22 protein-coding genes and 1 tRNA gene are annotated in these 21566 nt (G+C 72.1%); 13 read left to right on the top strand and 10 right to left on the bottom strand.

Annotated features, from left to right (window positions below):
* Positions 1-15: 15 nt before the first annotated feature.
* Positions 16-903, bottom strand: a complete 888-nt coding sequence (gene ypfJ / locus QUG92_RS14915; RefSeq protein WP_289459725.1) for a KPN_02809 family neutral zinc metallopeptidase — start codon at positions 901-903, stop codon at positions 16-18.
* Positions 904-1006: 103 nt separating this feature from the next.
* Between ypfJ and QUG92_RS14910 the strand changes: the two genes are divergently transcribed.
* Positions 1007-2149, top strand: a complete 1143-nt coding sequence (locus QUG92_RS14910; RefSeq protein ID WP_289459724.1) for a glycerol dehydrogenase — start codon at positions 1007-1009, stop codon at positions 2147-2149.
* Positions 2150-2183: 34 nt separating this feature from the next.
* Positions 2184-3125: a 2-deoxy-5-keto-D-gluconate 6-phosphate aldolase domain-containing protein gene (locus QUG92_RS14905; RefSeq protein ID WP_289459723.1), complete on the top strand. Its 942-nt coding sequence runs from the start codon at positions 2184-2186 to the stop codon at positions 3123-3125.
* Between the two features lie 9 nt (positions 3126-3134).
* Here QUG92_RS14905 and QUG92_RS14900 read toward each other — a convergent pair whose 3' ends face one another.
* Complete coding sequence (locus QUG92_RS14900; RefSeq protein WP_289459722.1) at positions 3135-3941, bottom strand: NAD(P)H-hydrate epimerase; 807 nt, start codon at positions 3939-3941, stop codon at positions 3135-3137.
* Here QUG92_RS14900 and QUG92_RS14895 point away from each other — a divergent pair.
* On the top strand, positions 3940-4725 hold the full coding sequence (locus tag QUG92_RS14895; protein WP_289459721.1) for an alpha/beta fold hydrolase: 786 nt from the start codon (positions 3940-3942) through the stop codon (positions 4723-4725). The two genes, QUG92_RS14900 and QUG92_RS14895, sit on opposite strands and share 2 nt — an antisense overlap.
* Positions 4726-4800: 75 nt before the next feature.
* Positions 4801-5832 (top strand): aldo/keto reductase, encoded by a 1032-nt coding sequence (locus QUG92_RS14890; protein WP_289459720.1) that lies wholly within the window; start codon positions 4801-4803, stop codon positions 5830-5832.
* Positions 5833-6090: 258 nt separating this feature from the next.
* Here the strand turns inward: QUG92_RS14890 and QUG92_RS14885 are convergent.
* A tRNA-Thr gene (locus QUG92_RS14885) sits at positions 6091-6163 on the bottom strand.
* A 45-nt stretch (positions 6164-6208) separates the two neighbouring features.
* The gene (msrB, locus tag QUG92_RS14880; protein ID WP_069713313.1) at positions 6209-6619 is read right to left on the bottom strand and encodes a peptide-methionine (R)-S-oxide reductase MsrB; all 411 of its coding nucleotides are present in this window, start codon (positions 6617-6619) and stop codon (positions 6209-6211) included.
* A gap of 65 nt (positions 6620-6684) precedes the next feature.
* On the opposite strand from msrB, the gene QUG92_RS14875 reads away from it, so the two are divergent.
* The 7 genes from QUG92_RS14875 to QUG92_RS14845 all read left to right on the top strand — a co-directional run bounded on the left by QUG92_RS14875 (position 6685) and on the right by QUG92_RS14845 (position 12590).
* A complete protein-coding gene (locus QUG92_RS14875; RefSeq protein ID WP_289459717.1) occupies positions 6685-7152 on the top strand; it encodes a GNAT family N-acetyltransferase in 468 nt (155 codons plus the stop codon).
* Positions 7149-8162 (top strand): DUF2332 family protein, encoded by a 1014-nt coding sequence (locus QUG92_RS14870; protein ID WP_289459715.1) that lies wholly within the window; start codon positions 7149-7151, stop codon positions 8160-8162. The genes QUG92_RS14875 and QUG92_RS14870 overlap by 4 nt, the downstream gene beginning before the upstream one ends.
* Positions 8163-8259: 97 nt before the next feature.
* On the top strand, positions 8260-8553 hold the full coding sequence (locus tag QUG92_RS14865) for a DUF3263 domain-containing protein (RefSeq protein WP_223246633.1): 294 nt from the start codon (positions 8260-8262) through the stop codon (positions 8551-8553).
* On the top strand, positions 8550-9143 hold the full coding sequence (locus tag QUG92_RS14860) for a LytR C-terminal domain-containing protein (protein ID WP_289459712.1): 594 nt from the start codon (positions 8550-8552) through the stop codon (positions 9141-9143). The genes QUG92_RS14865 and QUG92_RS14860 overlap by 4 nt, the downstream gene beginning before the upstream one ends.
* A gap of 170 nt (positions 9144-9313) precedes the next feature.
* On the top strand, positions 9314-9517 hold the full coding sequence (locus tag QUG92_RS14855) for a cold-shock protein (RefSeq protein WP_022903461.1): 204 nt from the start codon (positions 9314-9316) through the stop codon (positions 9515-9517).
* 246 nt (positions 9518-9763) lie between these two features.
* The gene (groL, locus tag QUG92_RS14850; RefSeq protein ID WP_289459702.1) at positions 9764-11383 is read left to right on the top strand and encodes a chaperonin GroEL; all 1620 of its coding nucleotides are present in this window, start codon (positions 9764-9766) and stop codon (positions 11381-11383) included.
* A 679-nt stretch (positions 11384-12062) separates the two neighbouring features.
* Positions 12063-12590 (top strand): putative endonuclease domain-containing protein, encoded by a 528-nt coding sequence (locus QUG92_RS14845; RefSeq protein ID WP_289459700.1) that lies wholly within the window; start codon positions 12063-12065, stop codon positions 12588-12590.
* Between the two features lie 189 nt (positions 12591-12779).
* Here QUG92_RS14845 and QUG92_RS14840 read toward each other — a convergent pair whose 3' ends face one another.
* The 5 genes from QUG92_RS14840 to QUG92_RS14820 all read right to left on the bottom strand — a co-directional run bounded on the left by QUG92_RS14840 (position 12780) and on the right by QUG92_RS14820 (position 19222).
* Positions 12780-14486 (bottom strand): sensor histidine kinase, encoded by a 1707-nt coding sequence (locus tag QUG92_RS14840; RefSeq protein ID WP_289459698.1) that lies wholly within the window; start codon positions 14484-14486, stop codon positions 12780-12782.
* A 61-nt stretch (positions 14487-14547) separates the two neighbouring features.
* Positions 14548-15243, bottom strand: coding sequence for a response regulator transcription factor (locus tag QUG92_RS14835; protein WP_069713320.1), 696 nt, complete (start codon positions 15241-15243; stop codon positions 14548-14550).
* Between the two features lie 55 nt (positions 15244-15298).
* Complete coding sequence (locus QUG92_RS14830) at positions 15299-16993, bottom strand: DNA repair helicase XPB (RefSeq protein ID WP_289459697.1); 1695 nt, start codon at positions 16991-16993, stop codon at positions 15299-15301.
* 101 nt (positions 16994-17094) lie between these two features.
* Positions 17095-18894: a helicase-associated domain-containing protein gene (locus QUG92_RS14825; RefSeq protein WP_289459695.1), complete on the bottom strand. Its 1800-nt coding sequence runs from the start codon at positions 18892-18894 to the stop codon at positions 17095-17097.
* Between the two features lie 28 nt (positions 18895-18922).
* Positions 18923-19222 (bottom strand): hypothetical protein, encoded by a 300-nt coding sequence (locus QUG92_RS14820; RefSeq protein ID WP_141719005.1) that lies wholly within the window; start codon positions 19220-19222, stop codon positions 18923-18925.
* 55 nt (positions 19223-19277) lie between these two features.
* On the opposite strand from QUG92_RS14820, the gene QUG92_RS14815 reads away from it, so the two are divergent.
* Together QUG92_RS14815 and QUG92_RS14810 are read left to right on the top strand one after the other, a co-directional pair.
* Entirely contained in the window at positions 19278-19655 is a 378-nt protein-coding gene (locus QUG92_RS14815; protein ID WP_069713324.1) for a cold-shock protein, read from the top strand.
* Positions 19655-20347 carry a DUF3027 domain-containing protein gene (locus QUG92_RS14810; protein ID WP_289459693.1) on the top strand — a complete coding sequence of 231 codons (693 nt, stop codon included), beginning with the start codon at positions 19655-19657 and terminating at the stop codon, positions 20345-20347. Before QUG92_RS14815 ends, QUG92_RS14810 begins: the two co-directional genes overlap by 1 nt.
* 89 nt (positions 20348-20436) lie before the next feature.
* On the opposite strand, the gene serC is transcribed toward QUG92_RS14810, so the two are convergent.
* Positions 20437-21555: a phosphoserine transaminase gene (gene serC / locus QUG92_RS14805; RefSeq protein ID WP_289459692.1), complete on the bottom strand. Its 1119-nt coding sequence runs from the start codon at positions 21553-21555 to the stop codon at positions 20437-20439.
* Between the last annotated feature and the right edge of the window lie 11 nt (positions 21556-21566).

Raw genomic sequence — 21566 nt, 5'->3', positions numbered from 1 at the left:
CGGTCCGGATCTCGGTCAGAGGGACGACCCCGGCACGCTGAACGTGTCGCACGCGGTCGCGCCGCGCTCGTACCCGCGGGTGAACCAGGCCTGGCGCTGCTCGCTGGAGCCGTGCGTGAACGAGTCCGGGTCGACGCGACCGGTCGCCCGCTCCTGGATGCTGTCGTCGCCGACCGCGCTCGCCGCGGACAGGGCATCGGCGATCTGTGACCGGCTGATCGGCTCGAAGAACGTCCGGCCGTCCGCGTCCTCGGTCGTCGCGGCCGAACCGACCCACGCCCCGGCGTAGCAGTCCGCCTGGAGCTCGACGCGGACGCTGCCCGACGACGCCCCGGTGCCGGAGCGGTCGGTGTCCGCGAAGGTGCCCTGGAGCTGCTGGACGTGGTGCCCCCACTCGTGCGCGACGACGTACATCTGGGCGAGCGGACCGCCGGAGGACCCGTACTGCGACTGCAGGTCGTCGTAGAAGGCGGTGTCCAGGAAGATCGAGCGGTCCGGCGGGCAGTAGAACGGGCCGGTGGCGGCGGAGGCCTGACCGCACCCGGTGCCGGTCGACCCGTGGAAGAGCACGAAGCCGGGCGTCTCGTACGAGATGCCGAGCTGTCGGGACTCGTCGGTCCAGTAGTCGTCGAGGGACTCGGCGGCGCCCTCCATCCGGCACTCGACCCGCTGGTTCGCGTCGCGGCCGGTCCGGCACTCCTCGGCCGGCTGCACCGTCTGGCCCTGGTCCTGGACCTGCGTGGTGCCGTCGTCGACGAAGCCGCTCAGGTCGACCCCGGTGAACTGCGCGATGAGGAACACCACGATCGCGCCGATGCCGACCGTGCCACCGCCGATCGCGGCCGTCCGCCCGCGGCGCTGCACCTTCCCGCCGCTGAGCTTCGAGTCGTCGTTGAACGTCATGCCGCAGACCGTACCCGCAGCCGGCCCGCGTAGCGTCGGGCTCGTCGTCTGAGCCGACACCTGTCGTGCAAGCGCTCGTCACCACCCGGAAGGAAGCAGCACCATGGCCACTCCGATCAGCACCGTCATGAGCCCCGCCCGCTACGTGCAGGGCAAGGACGCGATCACCCGCGTCGGCGAGTTCGTCGCCCCGATCGGCCGACGCCCGCTCCTCGTGGCGGACGACGTCGTCTGGGGCATCGTCGAGGAGGCCGTGCGCACCTCGTTCGCCGACGCCGACCTGCCCGTCGAGCGCGTCGGCTTCGGTCGGTTCGCCACCCCGCAGGCCATCGACGACCTCGTCGAGACGATCCGCGCGACCGACAGCGACGTGGTCGTCGGCCTCGGTGGCGGTTCGGCGATCGACGCCGCGAAGGCATCCGGGCACCTCGCCGGCATCCGCTGGGCGAGCGTGCCGACCGCCGCGAGCACCGACGCCCCGACCTCCGCGCTCGCGGTCGTCTACTCGGAGGAGGGGGAGTTCATCGAGTACCGCTTCTTCCCGCACAACCCCGACCTCGTGCTCATCGACACGAGGCTCGTCGCCAACGCCCCCGTGCAGTTCCTCGTCGCGGGCATCGGCGACGCCCTCGCGACCTGGGTCGAGGCCCGGGCCGCGAAGCGGGCGAACGCCGACACGATGGCGGGTGGGCTGCAGACCGAGACCGGTGTCGCGCTCGCGAAGCTGTCGTGGGAGCTCCTGCACGACAACGCGCTGCAGGCGATCGAGTCCGTCAAGGCGAAGGTCGTCACGCCCGCGCTCGAGAAGGTCGTCGAGGCGAACACGCTCCTCTCCGGCCTCGGCTTCGAGTCCGGCGGGCTCGCCGCGGCGCACGCGATCCACAACGGCCTGACCGCCGCACCCCAGGCGCACGGGCTCGCCCACGGGCAGAAGGTCAACGTCGGCACGATCGCGCAGCTCGTCCTCGAGGGTGCCCCCGCCGAGGAGATCGAGGACTTCGTCGTGTTCACCACGAGGGTCGGGCTGCCGAACACGCTCACCGAGATCGGTCTGACCGTCGACGACCGCGACGTCCTGCGGGCGGTCGCCGAGGCTGCCACCGTGGAGGGCGAGACCATCCACAACATGCCGTTCCCCGTCACCGCCGAGGCCGTCGTCGACGCGCTCGTCGCGATCGAGGGCATCGCGCGCAGCATCCGTGCCGCCCACGGGCTGCCGGCGCCGGAGCTGTACCGCGCCCACTGAGTCCGCACCGAGGGGGTGCGAGCAGCATGGCGGCATGGCCGACCTCGACGAACAGCACCCCCTCTTCCTCCTCGCGATGGACCAGCGTTCCTCGCTCCTCGAGCACACCTACGGCGACGAGTCCGGCGAACCAGCCGACGAGGCCGACGCCCAGCGCGTCCGCGCCGGCAAGCAGCTGGTCTACCGCGGAGTCCTGACGGCGCTCGCCGCGGGGGCATCGCGGACACGCACCGGCGTCCTCGTCGACGAGCGGTACGGCGCCGACGTCGCCCGGCTGGTCCGGGAGGCCGGCCTCCAGCTCGCGATGCCGATCGAGCGCTCCGGTCGCGACTGGTTCGAGCTCGAGTACGGCGACGACTGGATCGCGCACGTCGACTCGTTCGACCCCGACTTCGTGAAGGTGCTCGTCCGCGACAACCCCGCCTTCGACGCCGACGACCGGACGGCGCAGGCCGAGCGGCTCGCCGAGGTCTCCCGCACGCTGCACGACGCCGACCGGGCGTTCCTGGTCGAGCTGCTCGTGCCCGGCACCGACGAGCAGCAGGCGCAGGCCGACGACTACGACCGCGACGTCCGCCCCGGGCTCGTCGTCGAGTCGATCGGGTTCCTGCAGGAGCACGGCGTCGAGCCCGACGTGTGGAAGCTCGAGGGCCTGGACCGCGCCGAGGACGCCGAGCGCGTCGTGGCCGCAGCCCGTGCCGGTGGTCGTGACGGCGTGCAGTGCATCGTGCTCGGTCGGGACGCCCCCGAGGAGCAGCTCGACCACTGGCTCCGCACCGCGGCGCCCGTCGACGGGTTCGTCGGCTTCGCGATCGGTCGGAGCAACTGGGAGGACGCCCTCGACGACGTCGTGCAGCAGGGGCTCGACCACGAGGCGGCCGAGCAGGTCATCGCCGCGAACTACCGGCACTTCGTCGACACCTGGCTCGAGGCGCGTCCGGACGTGGTCGACGGGGTCGACGCCGGCGCGGCCTGACACCACCGATCAGGTGCGGACCAGCGGCTCCACGGTCGCCAGGTCCGCACCGATCCCGACGTCGACGAGCTCGATCCGTCCGGCGAGCGTCGCCCCGGGGCCGGTGAGCAGGCCCGCCTTCACCCCGCCGAACGTCACCGTGACGTCGGCGTGCAGCACGTGCTCGTCCGCGACGGCACCCGTGTCGACGTCGATGCCGCTCGGCACGTCGACGGCGACGACGAACGGGGCGCGCTGGTCGCGGGCGAGCTCGCGGATCGCGTCGACGACCTGCCGAGCGGGAGAGCGCAGGGGTGTGCCGCCGCCGGCGCCGATGCCGAGGATGCCGTCGAGCACGAGGTCGGTCGCCGCGGCGGCCTCGGCGGCGACCGCCGCCAGGCGCTCGGCGTCCGACGTCGCAGCCGCCCGCAGGATGTCGGCAGCGCCCGCGTCGTCACGGTCTGCCCCGGGGTCCGACGGGCCGTCCAGGAGGCGCGCCCCGGCGTCCAGCGCCGCTGCCAGGCCCGCCTCGTGAACCCGTGCGCCGACGCGCAGCACCGCCACGTGCCTCCCGGCCGACGCCAGCCGCGCACCCGCGAACAGGGCGTCACCGCCGTTGTCGCCGCTGCCCACCAGGAGCAGGACGGACCCGGACCCGTCCTGCGGGCGCACCGCCGGGTCGTCCAGCAGGTCGCCCACGATGCGGGCGAGCCCGTCCGCCGCACGCTGCATGAGGGGTTCGCCCGCCTCGAGGTGCGGCCGCTCCGCCGCCCGGACCTGATCGCCGCCGTAGCCGTCCATGGGGACCACCATGCCCCGGTAGCCTGGTGGGGACATGTCACTCGTCCCCGAAGCGCCCCGTCCCCGTGCCGTGATGTCCCCGGACGGCCTGAAGCTCGCGACGTACGACTTCGGTGACCCGGACGCCCCCGTCGTGGTGGCCGTGCACGGGTTCGCCTCCGGCGCGGTCCTCAACTGGCACGCCTCGGGGTGGACCCGCGACCTCGTCCGCGCCGGCTACCGGGTCGTCGCGCTCGACCAGCGCGGCCACGGGGCGTCGTCGAAGCCGCACGACCCGTCGGCGTACTCGATGGAGCTGCTCGTCGCCGACGTCACGACGGTCGTCGACACGTACCTGCTCACCGACGTCGCCTTCCTCGGGTACTCGCTCGGCGCCCGGGTCGGTTGGCACACCGCCGAGCAGATCCCCGACCGGATCTCGCGGGCCGTGCTCGGCGGGATCCCCGACGCCGACCCGATGCGACGGGTCGCGGTCGACCAGGCGAAGGCGTACATCGCGGACGGCACGCCCGTCGAGGACCGCGTCACGCGCGGGTACCTGCAGATGGCGGCGAACGTCGAGGGGAACGACCTGCGGGCGCTCGTGGCGATGGTCGAGGGGATGCGGAACAGCGTCGAGCCGACGCCCGAGAACGCACCGGCGCAGCCGATCCTGATGGCGGCGGGCAGCGAGGACGGCATCCGGGACAGCGCGGTGCGCCTGGCCGAGGCGGCGCCGGACGCGTCGTTCTTCGAGATCCCGCGGCGGAACCACTTCAATGCGCCGACGTCGCGCGACTTCCGCGAAGCGGCCATCGCCTTCCTGTCCCAGGGACGCTGACCGGGCAGTGCGCTTCCCCTGACGGGTACTGGCGGGTCCCCTCGGGGCCAGCCGACCGGGCGTAGCGTCCCGCCCATGGACTACAGACTCCTCGGCAACAGCGGGACATCGGTGTCGACGCTGACCCTCGGCACCATGACGTTCGGCAGCGAAGCCGACGAACCCACCTCCCACCAGATCATCGACACGTTCGTCGCCGCCGGCGGCACCCTCGTCGACACGGCGGACGTCTACTCGGGCAACGAGTCCGAGCGGATCATCGGCCGATGGCTCGCCGCGCACCCGACCGAGGCGCAGCAGGTCGTCCTCGCCACGAAGGGCCGCTTCCCGCAGGGCGACGGCCCGAACGACCTCGGGCTGTCCCGCCGGCACCTCCGGGTCGCCCTCGACGCCTCCCTCGAACGGCTCGGCGTCGAGCACATCGACCTGTACCAGATGCACGCGTGGGACGCCCTGACGCCGATCGAGGAGACCCTGCGCTTCCTCGACGACGCCGTCTCCGCCGGCAAGATCGGCACCTACGGGTTCTCGAACTACCTCGGCTACCAGGTGACGAAGGCCGTCTACGAGGCGAAGGCCCACGGCTGGGCGCCGCCGGTGACGCTGCAGCCGCAGTACAACCTGCTCGTCCGCGACATCGAGCACGAGGTCGTCCCGGCCTGCGTCGACGCCGGCATCGGCCTGCTGCCCTGGTCGCCGCTGGCCGGCGGGTGGCTCTCCGGCAAGTACCAGCGCGACGAGGCCCCCACCGGCGCGACCCGCCTGGGCGAGGACCCGAAGCGCGGCATGGAGGCGTGGGAGGCCCGGAACGCGGACGAGCGCACGTGGCAGGTGCTCGACGCGGTGTCCGCCGTCGCCGACGCGCACGGTGCGTCGAGGTCGCAGGTTGCCCTCGCCTGGCTGCTCGCCCGCCCGGCGGTCACGAGCGTCATCCTCGGTGCCCGCACGGTGTCGCAGCTCGAGGACAACCTCGGTGCGGCCGACCTCGTGCTCACGGACGAGGAGCTCCGCAGCCTGACGGACGCCAGCGCACCGCGCATCGACGACTACCCGTACGGCACGGCCGGCGTCGCCCAGCGCGAGCGGCGCATCACGGGCGGGCGCTGAGCGTCCGTCCCGGGCGGTCGTCGGGCAACCGCACGGCGACCGCCCAGCCCGGACGCAGACGGGGCAGCCGCTTCCTGCAGATCCGTGCGGGAACCCGCGGAACCGGGAGGATCGGTGGTCGCGGGACGCCGAACGGTGCGACCATCGAGGGACGACCGGCTGGTTACCGCGTCGAGCGCCCGGAACGCCCCCTGATCCGCGTTCCACGCGCCGAAGGGCCCGGACGGCTTCCGTCCGGGCCCTTCGTCTTCGTACCGGGGCCGGCAGCGGGACTCGAACCCGCAACCCCCGTATTACAAGTACGGTGCGCTACCAATTGCGCCATGCCGGCTGACGCGCCCATCCTAGCGGCGGACACGACGGGCGCGTCGGGGGGTCACTCGGCCGAGGAGTCCGCCGAGAAGTTCAGCGACAGCGAGTTCATGCAGTACCGGTCGCCGGTCGGCGTGCCGAAGCCGTCGGGGAACACGTGGCCCAGGTGCGAGCCGCAGTTCGCGCAGCGGACCTCGGTGCGGACCATGCCGAGGGACTTGTCCTCGATGAGCTGCACGGCCTCGGGGTCGACCGACTCGTAGAACGAGGGCCAGCCGCAGCCGGAGTCGAACTTCGTACCGCTCTTGAAGAGCTCCTTGCCGCACGCCGCACACGTGTAGATGCCGGCGCGCTCCTCGTCGAGCAGCTCACCGGTCCACGGACGCTCGGTCCCGGCCTGCCGGAGCACGGCGTACTGGTCCGGGGAGAGCTCCTCGCGCCACTGGGCGTCGGACTTGTCGACGTTGTACGCCATTGCTTCCTCCTGCTTCCGGTCGAGGCTCGATGGTGGTGCCCGACCCCTTCAGTAAACTCGCCACGATGTCCGAGCATTCCGTGCGCCACGCCCGCTGGACCCGCCTGACGACGGACGAACTGTACGGCATCGTGCGGTTGCGGAACCGTGTCTTCGCGCTCGAACAGCGCGTCACCGCCGAGGACCTCGACGGCCGTGACCGCGAGCCCGAGACGGAGCACTGGTGGTTCGGAGCGGACGACGATCCGGTCGGGTACCTCCGGCTCGTCCGGCCCGCCCGGGACGAGGCGCACCCGTCGGGTCTCCAGCCGCCGGCGTGGGTGATCGGACGGGTCGCCACGCACCCGGACCACCGCGGGCGGGGGATCGCGGGTCGGTTGGTCGCCGCGGTGCTCGACCGGCACGGGCACGAACCGTTCGTCCTGCACGCGCAGGAGTACGTCGCGGGGCTGTACGAGCGGCACGGCTTCGTCCGCTTCGGGGAGCCGTACGACGAGGCCGGCATCCGTCACGTCGGCATGCACCGCCCGTGACGAGCACCCGGCAGCGCTACGCCGCCTACGCGGACCGCATCGCCGCGGTCTCGCCGTCGTACGCCGCGTGGGCCCGGTCCGTCGACGACGGCCTGGTCGCGCTGCTCGACACCGTGCCCGAGCAGCAGCGGCAGCCCGAACTCGTGTTCGCGGTCGCCCGGCGGCTCGGCGCCGACCCGTCGGACCCCGGGGCGCTGTGCGCGCTCGGACGGGAGGCTCCGCTCCCCTTCACGAGAGCCCTCGCGACCGCCACGGTGCAGGCGAACGACCCGCGGCGGCTCGGACCCGTCGTCCCGCTCTTCGCGGCGCTCGCCGCGGCCGCGGCGCGGACCGGCGACCCGCGGCCGCTCGGCCTCGTCGACGCCGGTGCGGCCGCCGGGCTGTGCTCGATCCCGGACCGGGTGACGCTCGACCACCGGACCGGGGACGCCACCGTCCGGTTCGCGACCGCAGTCGAGGAGCCCGCCCTGCACCTCACCGTCGAGGTCCGGGGCACGGTCCCGGCACCCGCGACGGTGCCGATCCGGATCGGAGCCCGGGTCGCCCTCGACCCGGCACCGATCGACCCGGGCGACCCGGACGCGTTCGAGCGGCTGGTCGAGGCGGTCCCGCCCGAGGCGACGGACCGCACCGCCCTGATGCGCGAGGCGGCGCGCGCGACGCTCGCCGTGCCTCCCGTCCGGATCCGCGGGACGCTGCCCGGCGACCTCGACCGCGCGCTGGACGCCCTGCCGGACGGCGTGCGGCCGGTCGTCCTGACGACGGGCACGCTGGTCTACGTGCCCGGCGCCGACCGGCAGCGCGTGGTCGACCGGCTGCGGGAGCGGCGGGTGCACTGGATCGCCCTCGAACGCACCGGCATCCTCGGCGGTGTGGCCGCGACGCTGCCCGACGACGTCGACCCGTCGGACCCGGCCGCGTTCGCGACGGTCTCGCTCGACGGTGTCGCCCTCGCCGTCTGCGACCCGTTCGGCCTCCGCGTCCGCTGGTTCCGCCGGCCGCTCGCCTGAACCGGGCTTCGCGACAGTCCAGCCGCGTGCCAGGGTCCGGCCCCGGACCACCCCTACGATGTGCGAGACCCGTGACCCGACCGTGACCGGAAGTGCCGTGACCGCCCTCCCCACCGACGAGCTCAGCGAGCTCGACCAGCGCGTGCTCGCGTTCGAGCACGACCGGGCGCAGCACGACCGCACGAAGGAAGCCGACATCCGCGTCGAGTTCGACATGTCGCCGGCGCGCTACTACCAGGTGCTCAACCGCGTGATCGACCTGCCCGCCGCCCTCGTCCTCGACCCGCAGCTGGTCGGACGCCTGCAGCGCCTGCGGCACGCACGCACCCGCGCACGAGCGGCACGCGCCTTCGTCGCCCCCGCGCCCGATCCCCGTGAAGAGGAACGATGACCCAGAGATTCCCGCGAGACCGGTTCGACGACGCGACCGACGGGCCCCGGGTCGGCGCGCACCGTGGTGCCCGTCGTCGTGGTCGCGGCTGGATCGCGTTCGCCTGGGCCGCGCTCGCCACGGGCGTCCTGGTGCTCGTCGGGGTCCTCGTGCTCGCGCTCCTGAACGGCAGCACGTCGTTCCCGGGCGTGGCCTCGCCGTCGTCGACGCCCAGCGCCTCGGCCTCCGCGTCGGCCGCGCCGTCCGGGGAGCCGTCGGCGTCGTCCTCGTCCTCCGCCTCGCAGGCACCGAGCGCCGCGAAGCCCGCCGACCAGGGCTCGACGAGCGTCGTCGTGCTGAACGGCACGACCACGACCGGTCTCGCCGCCCGGGGCAGCACGGCGCTCACGAGTGCCGGGTGGCGCGTGACCTCGACCGGCGACGCCGGTACGACCGGGGCCACCGGGTCGGTCGTGTACTACCGGCAGGCCGACCAGCAGGCGGTGGCGCAGGGCATCGCGAACGCGCTCGGCATCACGGCCGTGCAGCAGTCCGCCGCCTTCCCGAACGCCGACGTCAGCGTCGTGCTCGGGGCGGACTACCGCGGCTGATCCCGATCGGCGACCGCCCGTGTGTCGGGCGTGTTTCCGACACGTTGATTTCTGACGGCATCGTCGTGAAACAACGTCACACCTCTTGCCCTCCCGCGTGCGTTCCAGCAGAGTCGTCGCCAGACGGCGACTGCGTCGTTCGCACCAGCAGCACCAGGGAGCAAGAGATCATGGCCAACGGAACCGTGAAGTGGTTCAACGCCGAGAAGGGCTTCGGCTTCATCACCGTCGATGGAGGGGGCCAGGACGTGTTCGTGCACTACTCGGCGATCGACATGTCGGGCTACAAGGTCCTCGAGGAGGGGCAGGCGGTCACGTTCGACGTCGGAACCGGCTCGAAGGGGCCGCAGGCCGAGTCCGTCCGACCCGCCTGACGTCCGGAACCACTGCGAGCGCGCCGTCCCCTCGGGGGCGGCGCGTTCGTCGTGTCCGGCGGACCGCACCGTCCGCGTGGCCACGGTGGCCCATGCCGGACGGGGTGTGTCCTGGGAAGTCGACCCGTGCCTCCCGGCTGTGTTGCACTCGCAACCGGCGAGTGCCAGAATCGGCGTTGGCACTCGCTCACGCTGAGTGCCAGCAGGACCCCCATGCACGACGTCCGGGAGGGACGAGAAACTCACATGGCTAAGATCATTGCTTTCGACGAGGAGGCCCGTCGTGGCCTCGAGCGCGGCCTGAACATCCTGGCTGACGCCGTGAAGGTGACGCTCGGCCCGCGCGGCCGCAACGTCGTCCTCGAGAAGAAGTGGGGCGCCCCCACGATCACGAACGACGGTGTCTCCATCGCCAAGGAGATCGAGCTCGACGACCCGTACGAGAAGATCGGCGCGGAGCTCGTCAAGGAGGTCGCCAAGAAGACCGACGACGTCGCCGGTGACGGGACGACCACCGCGACCGTGCTCGCCCAGGCGCTCGTCCGCGAGGGCCTCCGCAACGTCGCCGCCGGTGCCGACCCCGTGTCGCTCAAGCGCGGCATCGAGAAGGCCGTCGCCGCCGTCTCCGACCAGCTCCTCGCCAACGCGAAGGACATCGAGACCAAGGACCAGATCGCCGCGACCGCGTCGATCTCGGCCGCCGACCCCACCATCGGTGAGCTCATCGCCGAGGCGATCGACAAGGTCGGCAAGGAGGGCGTCGTCACCGTCGAGGAGTCGAACACCTTCGGCACCGAGCTCGAGCTGACCGAGGGCATGCGCTTCGACAAGGGCTACCTGTCGCAGTACTTCGTCACGGACCCGGAGCGCCAGGAGGCGGTCTTCGAGGACCCGTACATCCTCATCGTCAACTCGAAGATCTCCAACATCAAGGACCTGCTCCCGGTCGTCGACAAGGTGATCCAGGCGGGCAAGCAGCTCCTCATCATCGCCGAGGACGTCGACGGCGAAGCCCTCGCGACCCTCGTCGTGAACAAGATCCGTGGCATCTTCAAGTCCGTCGCCGTCAAGGCTCCGGGCTTCGGTGACCGCCGCAAGGCCATGCTGCAGGACATCGCGATCCTGACCGGTGGCCAGGTCATCTCCGAGGAGGTCGGCCTCAAGCTCGAGAACGCGACCCTCGACCTGCTGGGCAAGGCCCGCAAGGTGATCATCACCAAGGACGAGACCACGATCATCGAGGGTGCCGGCGACGACGAGCAGATCGCGGGCCGCGTCCGTCAGATCCGCTCCGAGATCGAGGCGACCGACTCCGACTACGACCGCGAGAAGCTCCAGGAGCGCCTCGCGAAGCTCGCCGGTGGCGTGGCCGTCATCAAGGCGGGTGCCGCGACCGAGGTCGAGCTCAAGGAGCGCAAGCACCGCATCGAGGACGCCGTCCGCAACGCGAAGGCCGCCGTCGAGGAGGGCATCGTCGCCGGTGGTGGCGTCGCCCTCATCCAGGCGTCCGTCGCGCTCGACTCGCTCGACCTGCAGGGTGACGAGGCGACCGGTGCGAACATCGTCCGCGTCGCCATCGACGCGCCGCTCAAGCAGATCGCGCTGAACGCCGGTCTCGAGCCGGGTGTCGTCGCCGCCAAGGTCCGCGAGCTCGAGTCGGGTCACGGCCTCAACGCCGCGACCGGTGAGTACGTCGACCTCGTCGCCGCGGGCATCATCGACCCGGCCAAGGTCACGCGCTCGGCGCTGCAGAACGCTGCGTCGATCGCCGGCCTGTTCCTGACCACCGAGGCCGTCGTCGCCGACAAGCCGGAGAAGAACCCGGCCATGCCGGCCGGCGACCCCACGGGTGGCATGGACTTCTAAGCGGTCCTGACAGAAGGGCCCCGCACGCTGCGCGTGCGGGGCCTTTCCGCGTGCCGGGGCGGGGGCGGGGCGGGGCGGCCGAGCGGGCCGAGCGGGCCGAGCGGGCGCGGGCACGTGAGTCGCGAGGTTCCAGAATTACGACATCTCGCGGGCTGCTCGCCGCAGGCGTGGGACCTCGGCGCGCCTCACACGGCAAGTCGTGGAACCTCGGTGGACTCCCGTTGCGGGTGTCGGCCGGGAGGCACGGCGCACGTCGTTCTCCACAGGCACCCGGGTAGGCGGTCACCACCGGCGAAACGTGCACGATGCTCGGTCCATGGGGAGTCGGACCGAGCTGGAAACGGGTGCCGGACCGTTCCGGGTGCGTGATGCACTGGCCGAGGGCGCGACGCGGACTCGACTCACCAGGAAGGACCTGCGGGCACCCCTGCACGGTGTCCGCGCTCCTGCGCAACTGCCACTCGAGTTGGTCGAGGCGGTGGCGACGGTGCTCCGGTCGGACCAGTTCGTCAGCCACGTCAGTGCAGCCCGACTCTGGGGAGTTCCGCTACCCCCACGGTTCGACGGAGGACCGGTGCACGTGTCATCGATCGGCACGGCGCCGGTCATGCGTCGTCCGCAGGTCATCGGTCACCGCGCTCGAGGAGACGTCGCAGTCGCCACCGTCCGAGGCGTTCGGGTGAGCGCACCAGGCCGCGCGTGGTTCGAGTGCGCGTCGCTCCTGACGCACGAGGAGCTCGTCGTCGTCGGAGATGCGCTCGTCGGCCCGGACGGCCCGGCCACCGCCGACGACCTGCGTCGCGCGATCGTCGCCGGCGCGCGCTCGGCCCACGCCGCTCGCATCGCGCTGGACCGGGTGAGGAGCGGAGTCGAGTCCCCGATGGAGACCCGCTTCCGACTCACGGTCGTCGACGCGGGCTTCCCGGAACCGGAGGTGAACGTCGACGTGTCCGACGATTCCGGCACGTTCCTGGGGCGGGTCGACCTCGCGTGGCCGAGGCTGCGGATCGGGCTGGAGTACGACGGCGACCACCATCGTGACCGCCCGACGTTCCAGCACGACCGACGTCGGTCGAACGGCTTCTCCGTGAACGGGTGGATCCTCATCCACGCCACGGCGGCGGACGCTTCCCGCCCAGCCGTGCTGTTGGAGCGGCTCCGGCAGGCCTTCGTGCAGCGGCGACTCGAGGACCGCAGCGGTCGGTGAGGGCTGGCGCGCACGGTCTCTGCCGGCGAGGTTCCACGACACGCCGTGTGAGTGGCACCGCGGTCGCACAGAACGCGGTCGTGCGCGCCGAGAGCGCAGAATTGCGCAACCTCGGCGGCGGCCGCCCCCGGGACGGGCGGGCGCAGCGGGTGGGCGGGGCAGGGCGGCGGGCCGGGGCCGCCGGCGGCGTCAGACGCCGGGCGCCGGGGACGCGGGGGTGGGGGTGTAGTCGCGGGGGAGCAGGGGGAGCCAGACGCGGAAGGTGGCGCCGCCGCCCTCGGTGTCGAAGACCTCGACGGAGCCGCGGTGCGCGTGCACGATGCCGGAGACGATCGCCAGGCCGAGGCCGGAGCCGCCGGTGTCGCGGGCGCGGGAGGTGTCGGCCCGCCAGAAGCGCTGGAAGATCTTCTCGCGCAGCTGCGGCGGGATGCCCTCGCCGTGGTCGATGACGTCGAGGTGGGCCATGCCGCGCTCGTCGTCGACGCCGATGCCGATCTCGATCGGGTCGTCGTGCTCGGTGAACCGCATCGCGTTGCCCATGAGGTTCGTCACGATCTGCCGGATCTTGTTCTCCTCGGCGAGGACGATCGGCGGACGGGCCGGCAGCACGACCGTCGGCAGGGGCGAGGTCTCGTCGGACGGCTCGAGACCGTCGAGGCCCATCGCCCGGGTCCGACGGGCACGCAGGCGCGCGATGGTCTGCCGCGAGAACGCGATCGGACCGGTGGTGTTGGCGGACGGCGGCGACACCGGGGCCTCGCCGGTGTCGGAGCCCTCGGTGCTGACCGGCCGCACGGCCTGCGGCACGCTCACGCCGGTCACCGAGTCCTCGACGAGCACCTGGATCTCGCGGTCCGGGTTGGAGGCCATGGTGTCGAGCGCCGAGTCGCGCGCGATCGCGACGAGGTCGACCGGCCCGAGCTCGAGCGGCTTGGACTCGTCGATCCGGGCGAGCTGGAGCAGGTCCTGCACGAGCAGGCCCATGCGCTGGGCCTCCTTCTCGATGCGGTCCATCGCCTGGGCGACGTCCTCGTCCTTGCGCAGGGCACCCATGCGGTACAGCTCGGCGTACCCGCGGAGGGACACCAGTGGCGTCCGGAGCTCGTGCGAGGCGTCCCCGACGAAGCGGCGCATCTGTGCGATGGTGCGCTCGCGGTCCTCGAACGCCGAGTCGATGCGCTCGAGCATCGCGTTCAGCGAGCGGTTCAGGCGGCCGACCTCGGTGTTCGGGGTGTCCGCCTCGAGGCGCTGGTTGAAGTCGCCCGCGGCGAAGCGTGCCGCGGTGTCCTCGACGTCGCGTAGCGGGTCGAAGGTCGCCGTCACGAGCAACCGCGTGAGCATCGCGCCGAGCAGGATGACCGAGATGCCGAAGCCCAGGAAGATCACCGTGAACCGGGCGATGGTCTGGTCGGTGTCCGCGCTCGACACCGCGACGAGCACGAAGCCCGTCTCCGAGGTCCCGCTCGACTGGTTCTGCAGCGACGCGGGGATGACCTGGGCCCGCCACTCGTGGTTGTGCTGGCTGTCGTACAGCGAGAACCGCTGCGACGACTGCGCTGCGGCGGGGAAGTCGAGGCTGCGGATGTCGGGCCGGCTGGCCGCGCGCGTCTGGCAGATCTGGTCGCCGCGGGCGTCGTACGCGGCGACGTAGGCACTCTGCGACAGCACGACCGAGAGCGTGCAGTACTGCTGGCCGTCGCTGATGTTCTGGCCCTCGAGCTGCTCGGTCGTCTGCTTGACCGTGTTGTCGAGCTGCTGCATGAGGTACGTCGACAGCACCGTCATGGTGCCGAGCCCCGCGACGAGGAGTCCGAGCGCGACGAGGAGCACCGTGATCCCGGTGATCTTCGTGCGCAGGGAGATCCCGTCCCACCAGCGGCTCATTCGCGTGTGCATGCTGCCCCAACGATAAGCGGCGACCGCCCGGTGAAACCGGACGGTCGCCGTGTGCCCGACGTCAGGACGCCTTGGTGGCCTTCAGCATGTAGCCGAACCCGCGCTTCGTCTGGATGATCGGTTCGGTCGAGTACTGGTCGAGCTTGCGCCGCAGGTACGAGATGTAGGACTCGACGATGCCCGCGTCGCCGTTGAAGTCGTACTCCCACACGTGGTCGAGGATCTGCGCCTTCGACAGCACCCGGTTCGGGTTGAGCATGAGGTAGCGGAGGAGCTTGAACTCCGTCGGGGACAGCTCGATCTGCGCGTCGCCGATGGTGACCTCGTGCGTGTCCTGGTCCATCGTGAGCTCGCCCGCGCGGATGATGGCGTCCTCTTCGTCGTTCATCGTGCGACGCAGGATGGCCTTGATGCGCGCGACGATCTCGTCGAGGGAGAACGGCTTCGTGACGTAGTCGTCACCGCCGACCGTGAGCCCGGTGATCTTGTCCTCGGTGTCGTCCTTCGCGGTGAGGAACAGGATCGGCGAGGTGTAGCCCGACGACCGGAGGCGCTTGGTGACGCCGAAGCCGTTCATGTCGGGGAGCATGACGTCGAGGATGATCAGGTCGGGCTCCTCCTCGAGCACGGCGGAGATCGCCTGGGCACCGTTGCCGACCGCGCGGACGGCGAACCCGGCGAAGCGCAACGAGGTCGTGAGGAGGTCGCGGATGTTCGGTTCGTCGTCGACGATCAGGATCTTGGGGCCATCGGTCATGGACCCATCCTCTGACCGTTCCCTAGAGGTTTCCTGGGAGCGGGACGTGTGGTGGCTACGCGGCAGCCAGGACCTGGTCGGCGTCGAGGATCGTGTAGGCGTACCCCTGCTCGGCGAGGAACCGCTGCCGGTTCTGCGCGAAGTCCTGGTCCACCGTGTCCCGTGCCACGAGGGTGTAGAACGACGCCGGCAGGCCGTCCTTGTTCGGCCGGAGCAGTCGGCCGAGCCGCTGGGCCTCCTCCTGCCGTGAGCCGAACGAGCCGGACACCTGGATCGCCACCGTGGCGTCCGGCAGGTCGACCGAGAAGTTCGCGACCTTCGACACCACCAGGACGTCGATGGACCCCTCGCGGAACGCCTGGAACAGCCGCTCGCGTTCGTCGACGGGGGTCGACCCCGTGATCTCCGCGGCGTCGAGCGACGCAGCGAGCTCGTCGAGCTGGTCGATGTACTGCCCGATGACGAGGATCTGCTCGCCGTGGTGCTTGCCGATGAGCTCGCGCACGACCGGGGTCTTCGCCGGTGAGGTCGCGGCGAGGCGGTAGCGCTCGTCGTCGCCGGACGCCGCGTACTCCAGGCGGTCCTCGTGCGGCAGGTCGATGCGGACCTCGTAGCAGGCAGCGGGGGAGATGTACCCCTGGGCCTCGATCTCCTTCCACGGGGCGTCGTAGCGCTTCGGCCCGATGAGCGAGAAGACGTCGCTCTCGCGACCGTCCTCGCGCACGAGCGTCGCCGTGAGCCCGAGCCGGCGACGTGCCTGCAGGTCGGCGGTCAGCTTGAACACCGGTGCGGGCAGGAGGTGGACCTCGTCGTAGACGATGAGCCCCCAGTCGAGTGCGTCGAGCAGCGACAGGTGCGTGTACTCGCCCTTCCGACGGGCGGTGAGGATCTGGTAGGTCGCGATGGTGACCGGCCGGATCTCCTTCGAGGTGCCGGAGTACTCGCCGATGTCCTCGGGCGTGAGCGTGGTGCGGCGGAGCAGCTCGTCGCGCCACTGCCGCGCGGAGACGGTGTTCGTGACGAGGATGAGCGTCGTCGCCTTGACGGTCGCCATCGCCCCGGCGCCGACCAGCGTCTTGCCCGCACCACAGGGCAGCACGACGACGCCGGACCCCTGCGCGAAGAACGTGTCGACGGCCTGCTCCTGGTACGGACGCATGTGCCACGACTCGGTGTCGAGGTCGATCGGGTGCGGCTGCCCCGGCGTGTAGCCCGCCAGGTCCTCCGCCGGCCAGCCGAGCTTCACCAGCTCCTGCTTGACCTGACCGCGGGCCCACGGCTGCAGCGCGACCTCGTTCGGGGACCGCTGGTCGCCGAGCAGGGGCTTGATGCGCTTCGACCGGGTCACCTCGGCGAGCACCGCCGGGTCCTCCGCCGTGAGCAGCAGGACCGGCTGGCGCTCGAGCTCCTCGGTCGGGGAGTTCGCGATCGCCGGGGCGTCCTCGCGCTCCTCGCGCCGGATGACGAGTCGTCCGTACCGCGAGACCGTGTCGCGGATGTCGACCGTGACGCTCTGCGGGACCGGGAACTTGGCGAACCGCTCGAGCGTGCCGGTCATCGAGTCGGCGTCGTGTCCGGCGGCGCGGGCGTTCCACAGACCGAGCCGCGTGATGCGGTACGTGTGCACGTGCTCGGGCGCGCGTTCGAGCTCGGCGAAGGCCGCGAGTTCGTGCCGGGCGTCCTCGGCGTCGGGGTGGGCGACCTCGAGGAGCACGGTGCGGTCACTCTGCACGATCAGCGGTCCGTTCATGACGGATCAGCCTAGGCGGCGCGCCTGCGAGCAGTCGCCGTCAGCGCGCTGTGGTGGAGAACCGGCCCGTCCGGCACGGGTGTGCAGGACGGCCCGGGGCATCACGCCTCGCTGTCGACCGCCACGACGAGCGACAGCGGCAGCGTCCGCTCGACGTCCACCGCGGTGTCCCGGCCCCGCACGCGACCGGCCGCGACGGACGTCGGCACGATGGAGAACGGCCGCTCGGAGCCGTCCGGCATCCGCACCGTGAGCCGGATCGGCGTCTTCCCGCGCACCGCCAGGTCGATCTGCCGACCGAGCCACTCCTGCTCCGGCTCCGCCTCGCCGCGCTCGGTCGTCAGCCGCAGCCGCTCCACGAGCGCGCGGGCGGCCTGCTCCGGCGTCCGTCCGGCGGCACGGCGACGGACGGGAGGCGCGTCCTGCGTCACGGGTCGGGCCGCGGCCGTCAGCACGGCCGGGTAGCGCTGCTCCTCGAGCGCCGCGTGCACCACGTGCGGCGGGTGGGCGGTCGCCAGGGTCGTCAGGTCGACGCGGTCCCAGCCCAGCTGCCGGAGTTCGGCGTCGACCCCGACCAGGTCGAGCTGGTCGGGCGTCCCGACCACCCGTGCCCCGGTACCGGTCGGGTCCACGTCGACGACGATGCCGCCGTCGCGCGCCGCGACCTGGTCGACGAGGTACCGCAGCGGCTGGGGCACGTCGGTCGCGGACAGGCGGTCGAGCAGCGCGAGCAGGTCGTCGCGGGTCGCACCCGCGCGGAGGGCCCGGCGGACGGAGTCCTCCGAGACGCGGTACCGCGCGGCGAGGCCGGGCGCCTCGAGGTCGGCGACGCTCCGGAGTGCCTCGTCGTCCGCGGGGGAGAGCGGGCCGGGAGCGATGACGGTCAGGTCGTGCTGCAGGTACACGCCCTCGACGGTCGGCGGCAGGTCCGCCGTGGCCGCCGCGACGTCGCCGTCGAGCACCGCACGGCCGGTCGGGGTCACCCGGCCGTCGACGGCGGTGCCGAGGACCTCGGCCGTGCCGCCGACGTCGAGCAGGACCGCGTCGAGCCAGCGCGCCCCGGCCGGGAACGCCCAGCGACCGACGGACACCAGGTCGCGGAGGTCGTCGTCCGCGGCTGCGAGCACGTCGTGCACGGCAGGGTCGAGCGACCGCCACCACCGCGTCGCGAGGTCGACCCAGCGCTCCGGCCAGGCGGCACGGAGCCAGGAGTGACCGTCGTCCGTGACGCTCCACCGGCCCTCGCCGGCGTCCGCGAGACCCGTCCGACCGAGCAGGGCCAGGCGGTCCGGCACCACCTCGGGCTCGGCGCCGACGCGCTCGCCGAGCGTCCGGGCGAGCGGTGTGCCGATGCCGCCCTTGACCAGTTCGCGGACCTCGCCCGCGTCGACCGCGCGCAGCAGCTCGGCGAGCACCGTCATCGTCGCGAAGGCGCGCTCCGCGCCGGTGGCACGGGCGCGGGTCGGGTCGGTGGCTGTGGCTGTGGCTGTGGCTGTGTCTGTGTCGGCCGTCTCCGGAGCGGAGGCCGCGGGGCGGGGCTGTTCCGTGCCTCCCGTCCGCAGCGCCGTGACCTCGGGGGAGGCGGCCAGGCGGGCGGCGACCGCGTCGTCGACGGCGCCCGCGTCGTCCGCCAGGCCGAGTGCGACCGCGGGTGTCAGTGCGTCGGGGTCCGCGGCGCCGTCCCGGAGCGCGAGGAGCGTGGCGCGCGGCAGGTGCTCGAGCGCGGCGTCCACCGCGTCGTCGGTGCGGAGCGCCTCGGCCAGGTCGAAGAAGTCGGACGCGTGCTGGGGCCCGGAGTCGGCGAGGACGGCCGCGGGCAGCCGTCGGGCGACGACGAGCCGCTCGAGCTCGTCGTCGGGCATCGCCCGGAGCCGGGCGGCCAGGTCGGCGGTGGTCGTCATCGTCCGCCCCGACGGTCGGCGCGGGGGATCAGCGTGCCGACCGGTTCTCGCGGGCGCGCTTCGACCACGTGATGCCGAGCAGGACGATCACGAGCACCATCCCGATCGGCAGACCGATCAGCGGGATCGCCATGATGACCGGCCAGGGCATCGAGCCGTTGGCGCTCGGCACCGTCAACCACATCACGACCATGGCGATGATGCAGAGGATGCCGGCGACGAAGATCCCACCGATCATGAACCCGAGGACGCGTTCGGTACGATTGAACGTCATCGAGGGCTCCGCTGCTTCGCGGGGAGTCCCGGTGGATCGGGTCGGCTTGGCCATCGGCCCAGGATATCCGACGCACCACGGCCGTTCCACGACCACGAGGAGACCACGCATGCCCACCGGCAAGGTCAAGTTCTACGACGAGCAGAAGGGCTTCGGGTTCATCACCGGCGACGACGGCGAACCCGTGTTCCTGCACGCGTCCTCGCTGCCGGACGGAACCACCTCGGTCAAGGCCGGCACGCGCCTGGAGTACGGCGTCGTGCAGGGCAAGAAGGGCTCGCAGGCGCTCACCGTGCGGCTGCTCGAGGCCCAGCCGTCGCTGTCGAAGCGCTCCCGGCGCTCGGCGGACGACATGGCGGTGATCGTCGAGGACCTCGTGAAGGAGCTCGACCGGATCAGCGGGGACCTCCGCCGCGGTCACTACCCGAAGAACGGCGAGCGTCTCGCCGCGATCCTGCGCCACGTCGCAGACCAGCTGGACGCCTGATGGAGGACGTCACGGAGCTCGCGCGCACGGCGCTGCTCGAGGTCACGCCCGAGTCGACGGTCGGTCAGCAGGTCGGCACGGTCGACGAGGGCGACGGGGTCGTCTCCGTCCTGTTCGCGAACCGCATGCCCGGGTACCCCGGCTGGCGCTGGACGGTCTCGGTCGCGCAGGTCGAGGGCGACGAGCCCACCGTGCTCGAGGTCGAGCTCATGCCGGGCGACGGGTCGCTCGTCGCGCCGGAGTGGGTGCCGTGGGCCGACCGGATGGCGGAGTACCGCGCCGGACAGGACGACGAGGGCGACGACGACGAGTCGGACGACGAGGGCGACGACGAGGGCGACGACGACGACCTCGACGAGGACGCCGACGAGGAAGCCGACTACGAGGACCCGGACGACGACGAGGCGGACGACGACGCCTCGGACGACGACGACGACGAGTTCGACGACGACGAGGACGACCTCGGGGAGTCGGACGACGACGAGCTCGACGGGGTCGACGTGGACGCTGCCGCCGAGCAGGACGACGCCGAGCAGGACGAGGGCGACGCCATTGACGAGGAGACCGTCCCGACGCGCTCCCGCGGCGCCCGCCGCCGGGCGTCCCGCGTCCGTCCGACCGACCCCGACGAGGATCTCGAGGTCGACCGGCTCGACCCGGGGGAGACGGACCCGGAGCGCCACGGGGCCTGACCGCGGGTCACCCGGTCGGACCTGACGGACGACGGACGGGAGGCGCGGTGCCAGCCGGCACCGCGCCTCCCGTCCGTCGTGCTGGTGCGTCAGCCGCGCAGCGCGTCGACGACGTGGTCGATCGCCCGGACGAGCTTCGCGACGTCGTCCGGGTCGATCGCCGTGAAGGTCGCGACGCGGAGCTGGTTGCGGCCGAGCTTCCGGTACGGCTCGGTGTCGACGATCCCGTTCGCGCGGAGCGTCGCGGCCACGGCCTTCGCGTCGACCGAGTCGTCGAGGTCGATGGTCGCGACGACCTGCGACCGGGCTGCGGGGTCCGTCACGAACGGCGTCGCGTAGTCGGAGGCCTCGGCCCAGTCGTACAGCGTCGAGGACGACGTCCGCGTCCGGGTGTCCGCCCACGCCAGGCCACCGGACTCGTTGATCCAGCCGATCTGGTCGTCGAGCAGCAGCAGGGTCGCGAGCGCCGGGGTGTTGAGGGTCTGGTCGAGCCGGGAGTTGTCGACGGCGTTCTTGAGCGACAGGAACTCGGGCACGTACCGGTCGCTCGCGGCGATCCGCTCCACGCGCTCGAGCGCGGCGGGGGAGAACAGCGCGAGCCAGAGGCCACCGTCCGACGCGAAGTTCTTCTGCGGGGCGAAGTAGTAGACGTCCGTCGCGGAGACGTCGAACGCCGCACCGCCGGCGGCGCTCGTGGCGTCGACGACGGTCAGTGCGCCCGCGTCGCCCTCGGCCCGGACGACCGGGGCCATGACGCCGGTCGAGGTCTCGTTGTGCGGGTACGCGTAGACGTCGACGCCCTCGACCGGTTCGAGTGCGGCGAGGGAGCCGCCGGGTGCCTCGACGACGTGCGGCGCCTCGAGCCACGGGGTCTGCACGGCCTTGGCGAACTTGGAGCCGAACTCGCCGAAGGACAGGTTCTCGGCGCGGCGCTCGACGAGCCCGAAGGCGGCGGCGTCCCAGAACGCGGTGGAGCCGCCGTTGCCGAGGACGACCTCGTAGCCGTCCGGCAGCTGGAAGAGGTCGGCCAGGCCACGGCGGACGCTGCCGACCAGGTCCTTGACGGGCTTCTGGCGGTGGGACGTGCCGAGGATCGTCGCCCCGCGGGTCACGAGGGACTCGAGCTGTGCGCCACGGATCTTGGACGGGCCGCAGCCGAAGCGTCCGTCGGTGGGGAGGAGTTCAGCGGGGATGACGATGTCTGCCATGCGCCGATCCT

It is taken from the genome of Curtobacterium citri, from assembly GCF_030362955.1.
GTDB classification, from domain to species: Bacteria; Actinomycetota; Actinomycetes; order Actinomycetales; family Microbacteriaceae; genus Curtobacterium; species Curtobacterium citri.
The sequence above is the reverse complement of the archived record's forward strand: the minus strand, read 5'-3'. Positions and strand labels throughout refer to the sequence as shown.

Coding starts and splice junctions, on each gene's coding strand:
- ypfJ (WP_289459725.1), bottom strand. CDS start 903: ATGACGTTCAACGACGACTCGAAGCTCAGCGGCGGGAAGGTGCAGCGC.
- QUG92_RS14910 (WP_289459724.1), top strand. CDS start 1,007: ATGGCCACTCCGATCAGCACCGTCATGAGCCCCGCCCGCTACGTGCAG.
- QUG92_RS14905 (WP_289459723.1), top strand. CDS start 2,184: ATGGCCGACCTCGACGAACAGCACCCCCTCTTCCTCCTCGCGATGGAC.
- QUG92_RS14895 (WP_289459721.1), top strand. CDS start 3,940: ATGTCACTCGTCCCCGAAGCGCCCCGTCCCCGTGCCGTGATGTCCCCG.
- QUG92_RS14900 (WP_289459722.1), bottom strand. CDS start 3,941: ATGTCCCCACCAGGCTACCGGGGCATGGTGGTCCCCATGGACGGCTAC.
- QUG92_RS14890 (WP_289459720.1), top strand. CDS start 4,801: ATGGACTACAGACTCCTCGGCAACAGCGGGACATCGGTGTCGACGCTG.
- msrB (WP_069713313.1), bottom strand. CDS start 6,619: ATGGCGTACAACGTCGACAAGTCCGACGCCCAGTGGCGCGAGGAGCTC.
- QUG92_RS14875 (WP_289459717.1), top strand. CDS start 6,685: ATGTCCGAGCATTCCGTGCGCCACGCCCGCTGGACCCGCCTGACGACG.
- QUG92_RS14860 (WP_289459712.1), top strand. CDS start 8,550: ATGACCCAGAGATTCCCGCGAGACCGGTTCGACGACGCGACCGACGGG.
- QUG92_RS14855 (WP_022903461.1), top strand. CDS start 9,314: ATGGCCAACGGAACCGTGAAGTGGTTCAACGCCGAGAAGGGCTTCGGC.
- groL (WP_289459702.1), top strand. CDS start 9,764: ATGGCTAAGATCATTGCTTTCGACGAGGAGGCCCGTCGTGGCCTCGAG.
- QUG92_RS14840 (WP_289459698.1), bottom strand. CDS start 14,486: ATGCACACGCGAATGAGCCGCTGGTGGGACGGGATCTCCCTGCGCACG.
- QUG92_RS14835 (WP_069713320.1), bottom strand. CDS start 15,243: ATGACCGATGGCCCCAAGATCCTGATCGTCGACGACGAACCGAACATC.
- QUG92_RS14830 (WP_289459697.1), bottom strand. CDS start 16,993: ATGAACGGACCGCTGATCGTGCAGAGTGACCGCACCGTGCTCCTCGAG.
- QUG92_RS14825 (WP_289459695.1), bottom strand. CDS start 18,894: ATGACGACCACCGCCGACCTGGCCGCCCGGCTCCGGGCGATGCCCGAC.
- QUG92_RS14820 (WP_141719005.1), bottom strand. CDS start 19,222: ATGGCCAAGCCGACCCGATCCACCGGGACTCCCCGCGAAGCAGCGGAG.
- QUG92_RS14815 (WP_069713324.1), top strand. CDS start 19,278: ATGCCCACCGGCAAGGTCAAGTTCTACGACGAGCAGAAGGGCTTCGGG.
- QUG92_RS14810 (WP_289459693.1), top strand. CDS start 19,655: ATGGAGGACGTCACGGAGCTCGCGCGCACGGCGCTGCTCGAGGTCACG.
- serC (WP_289459692.1), bottom strand. CDS start 21,555: ATGGCAGACATCGTCATCCCCGCTGAACTCCTCCCCACCGACGGACGC.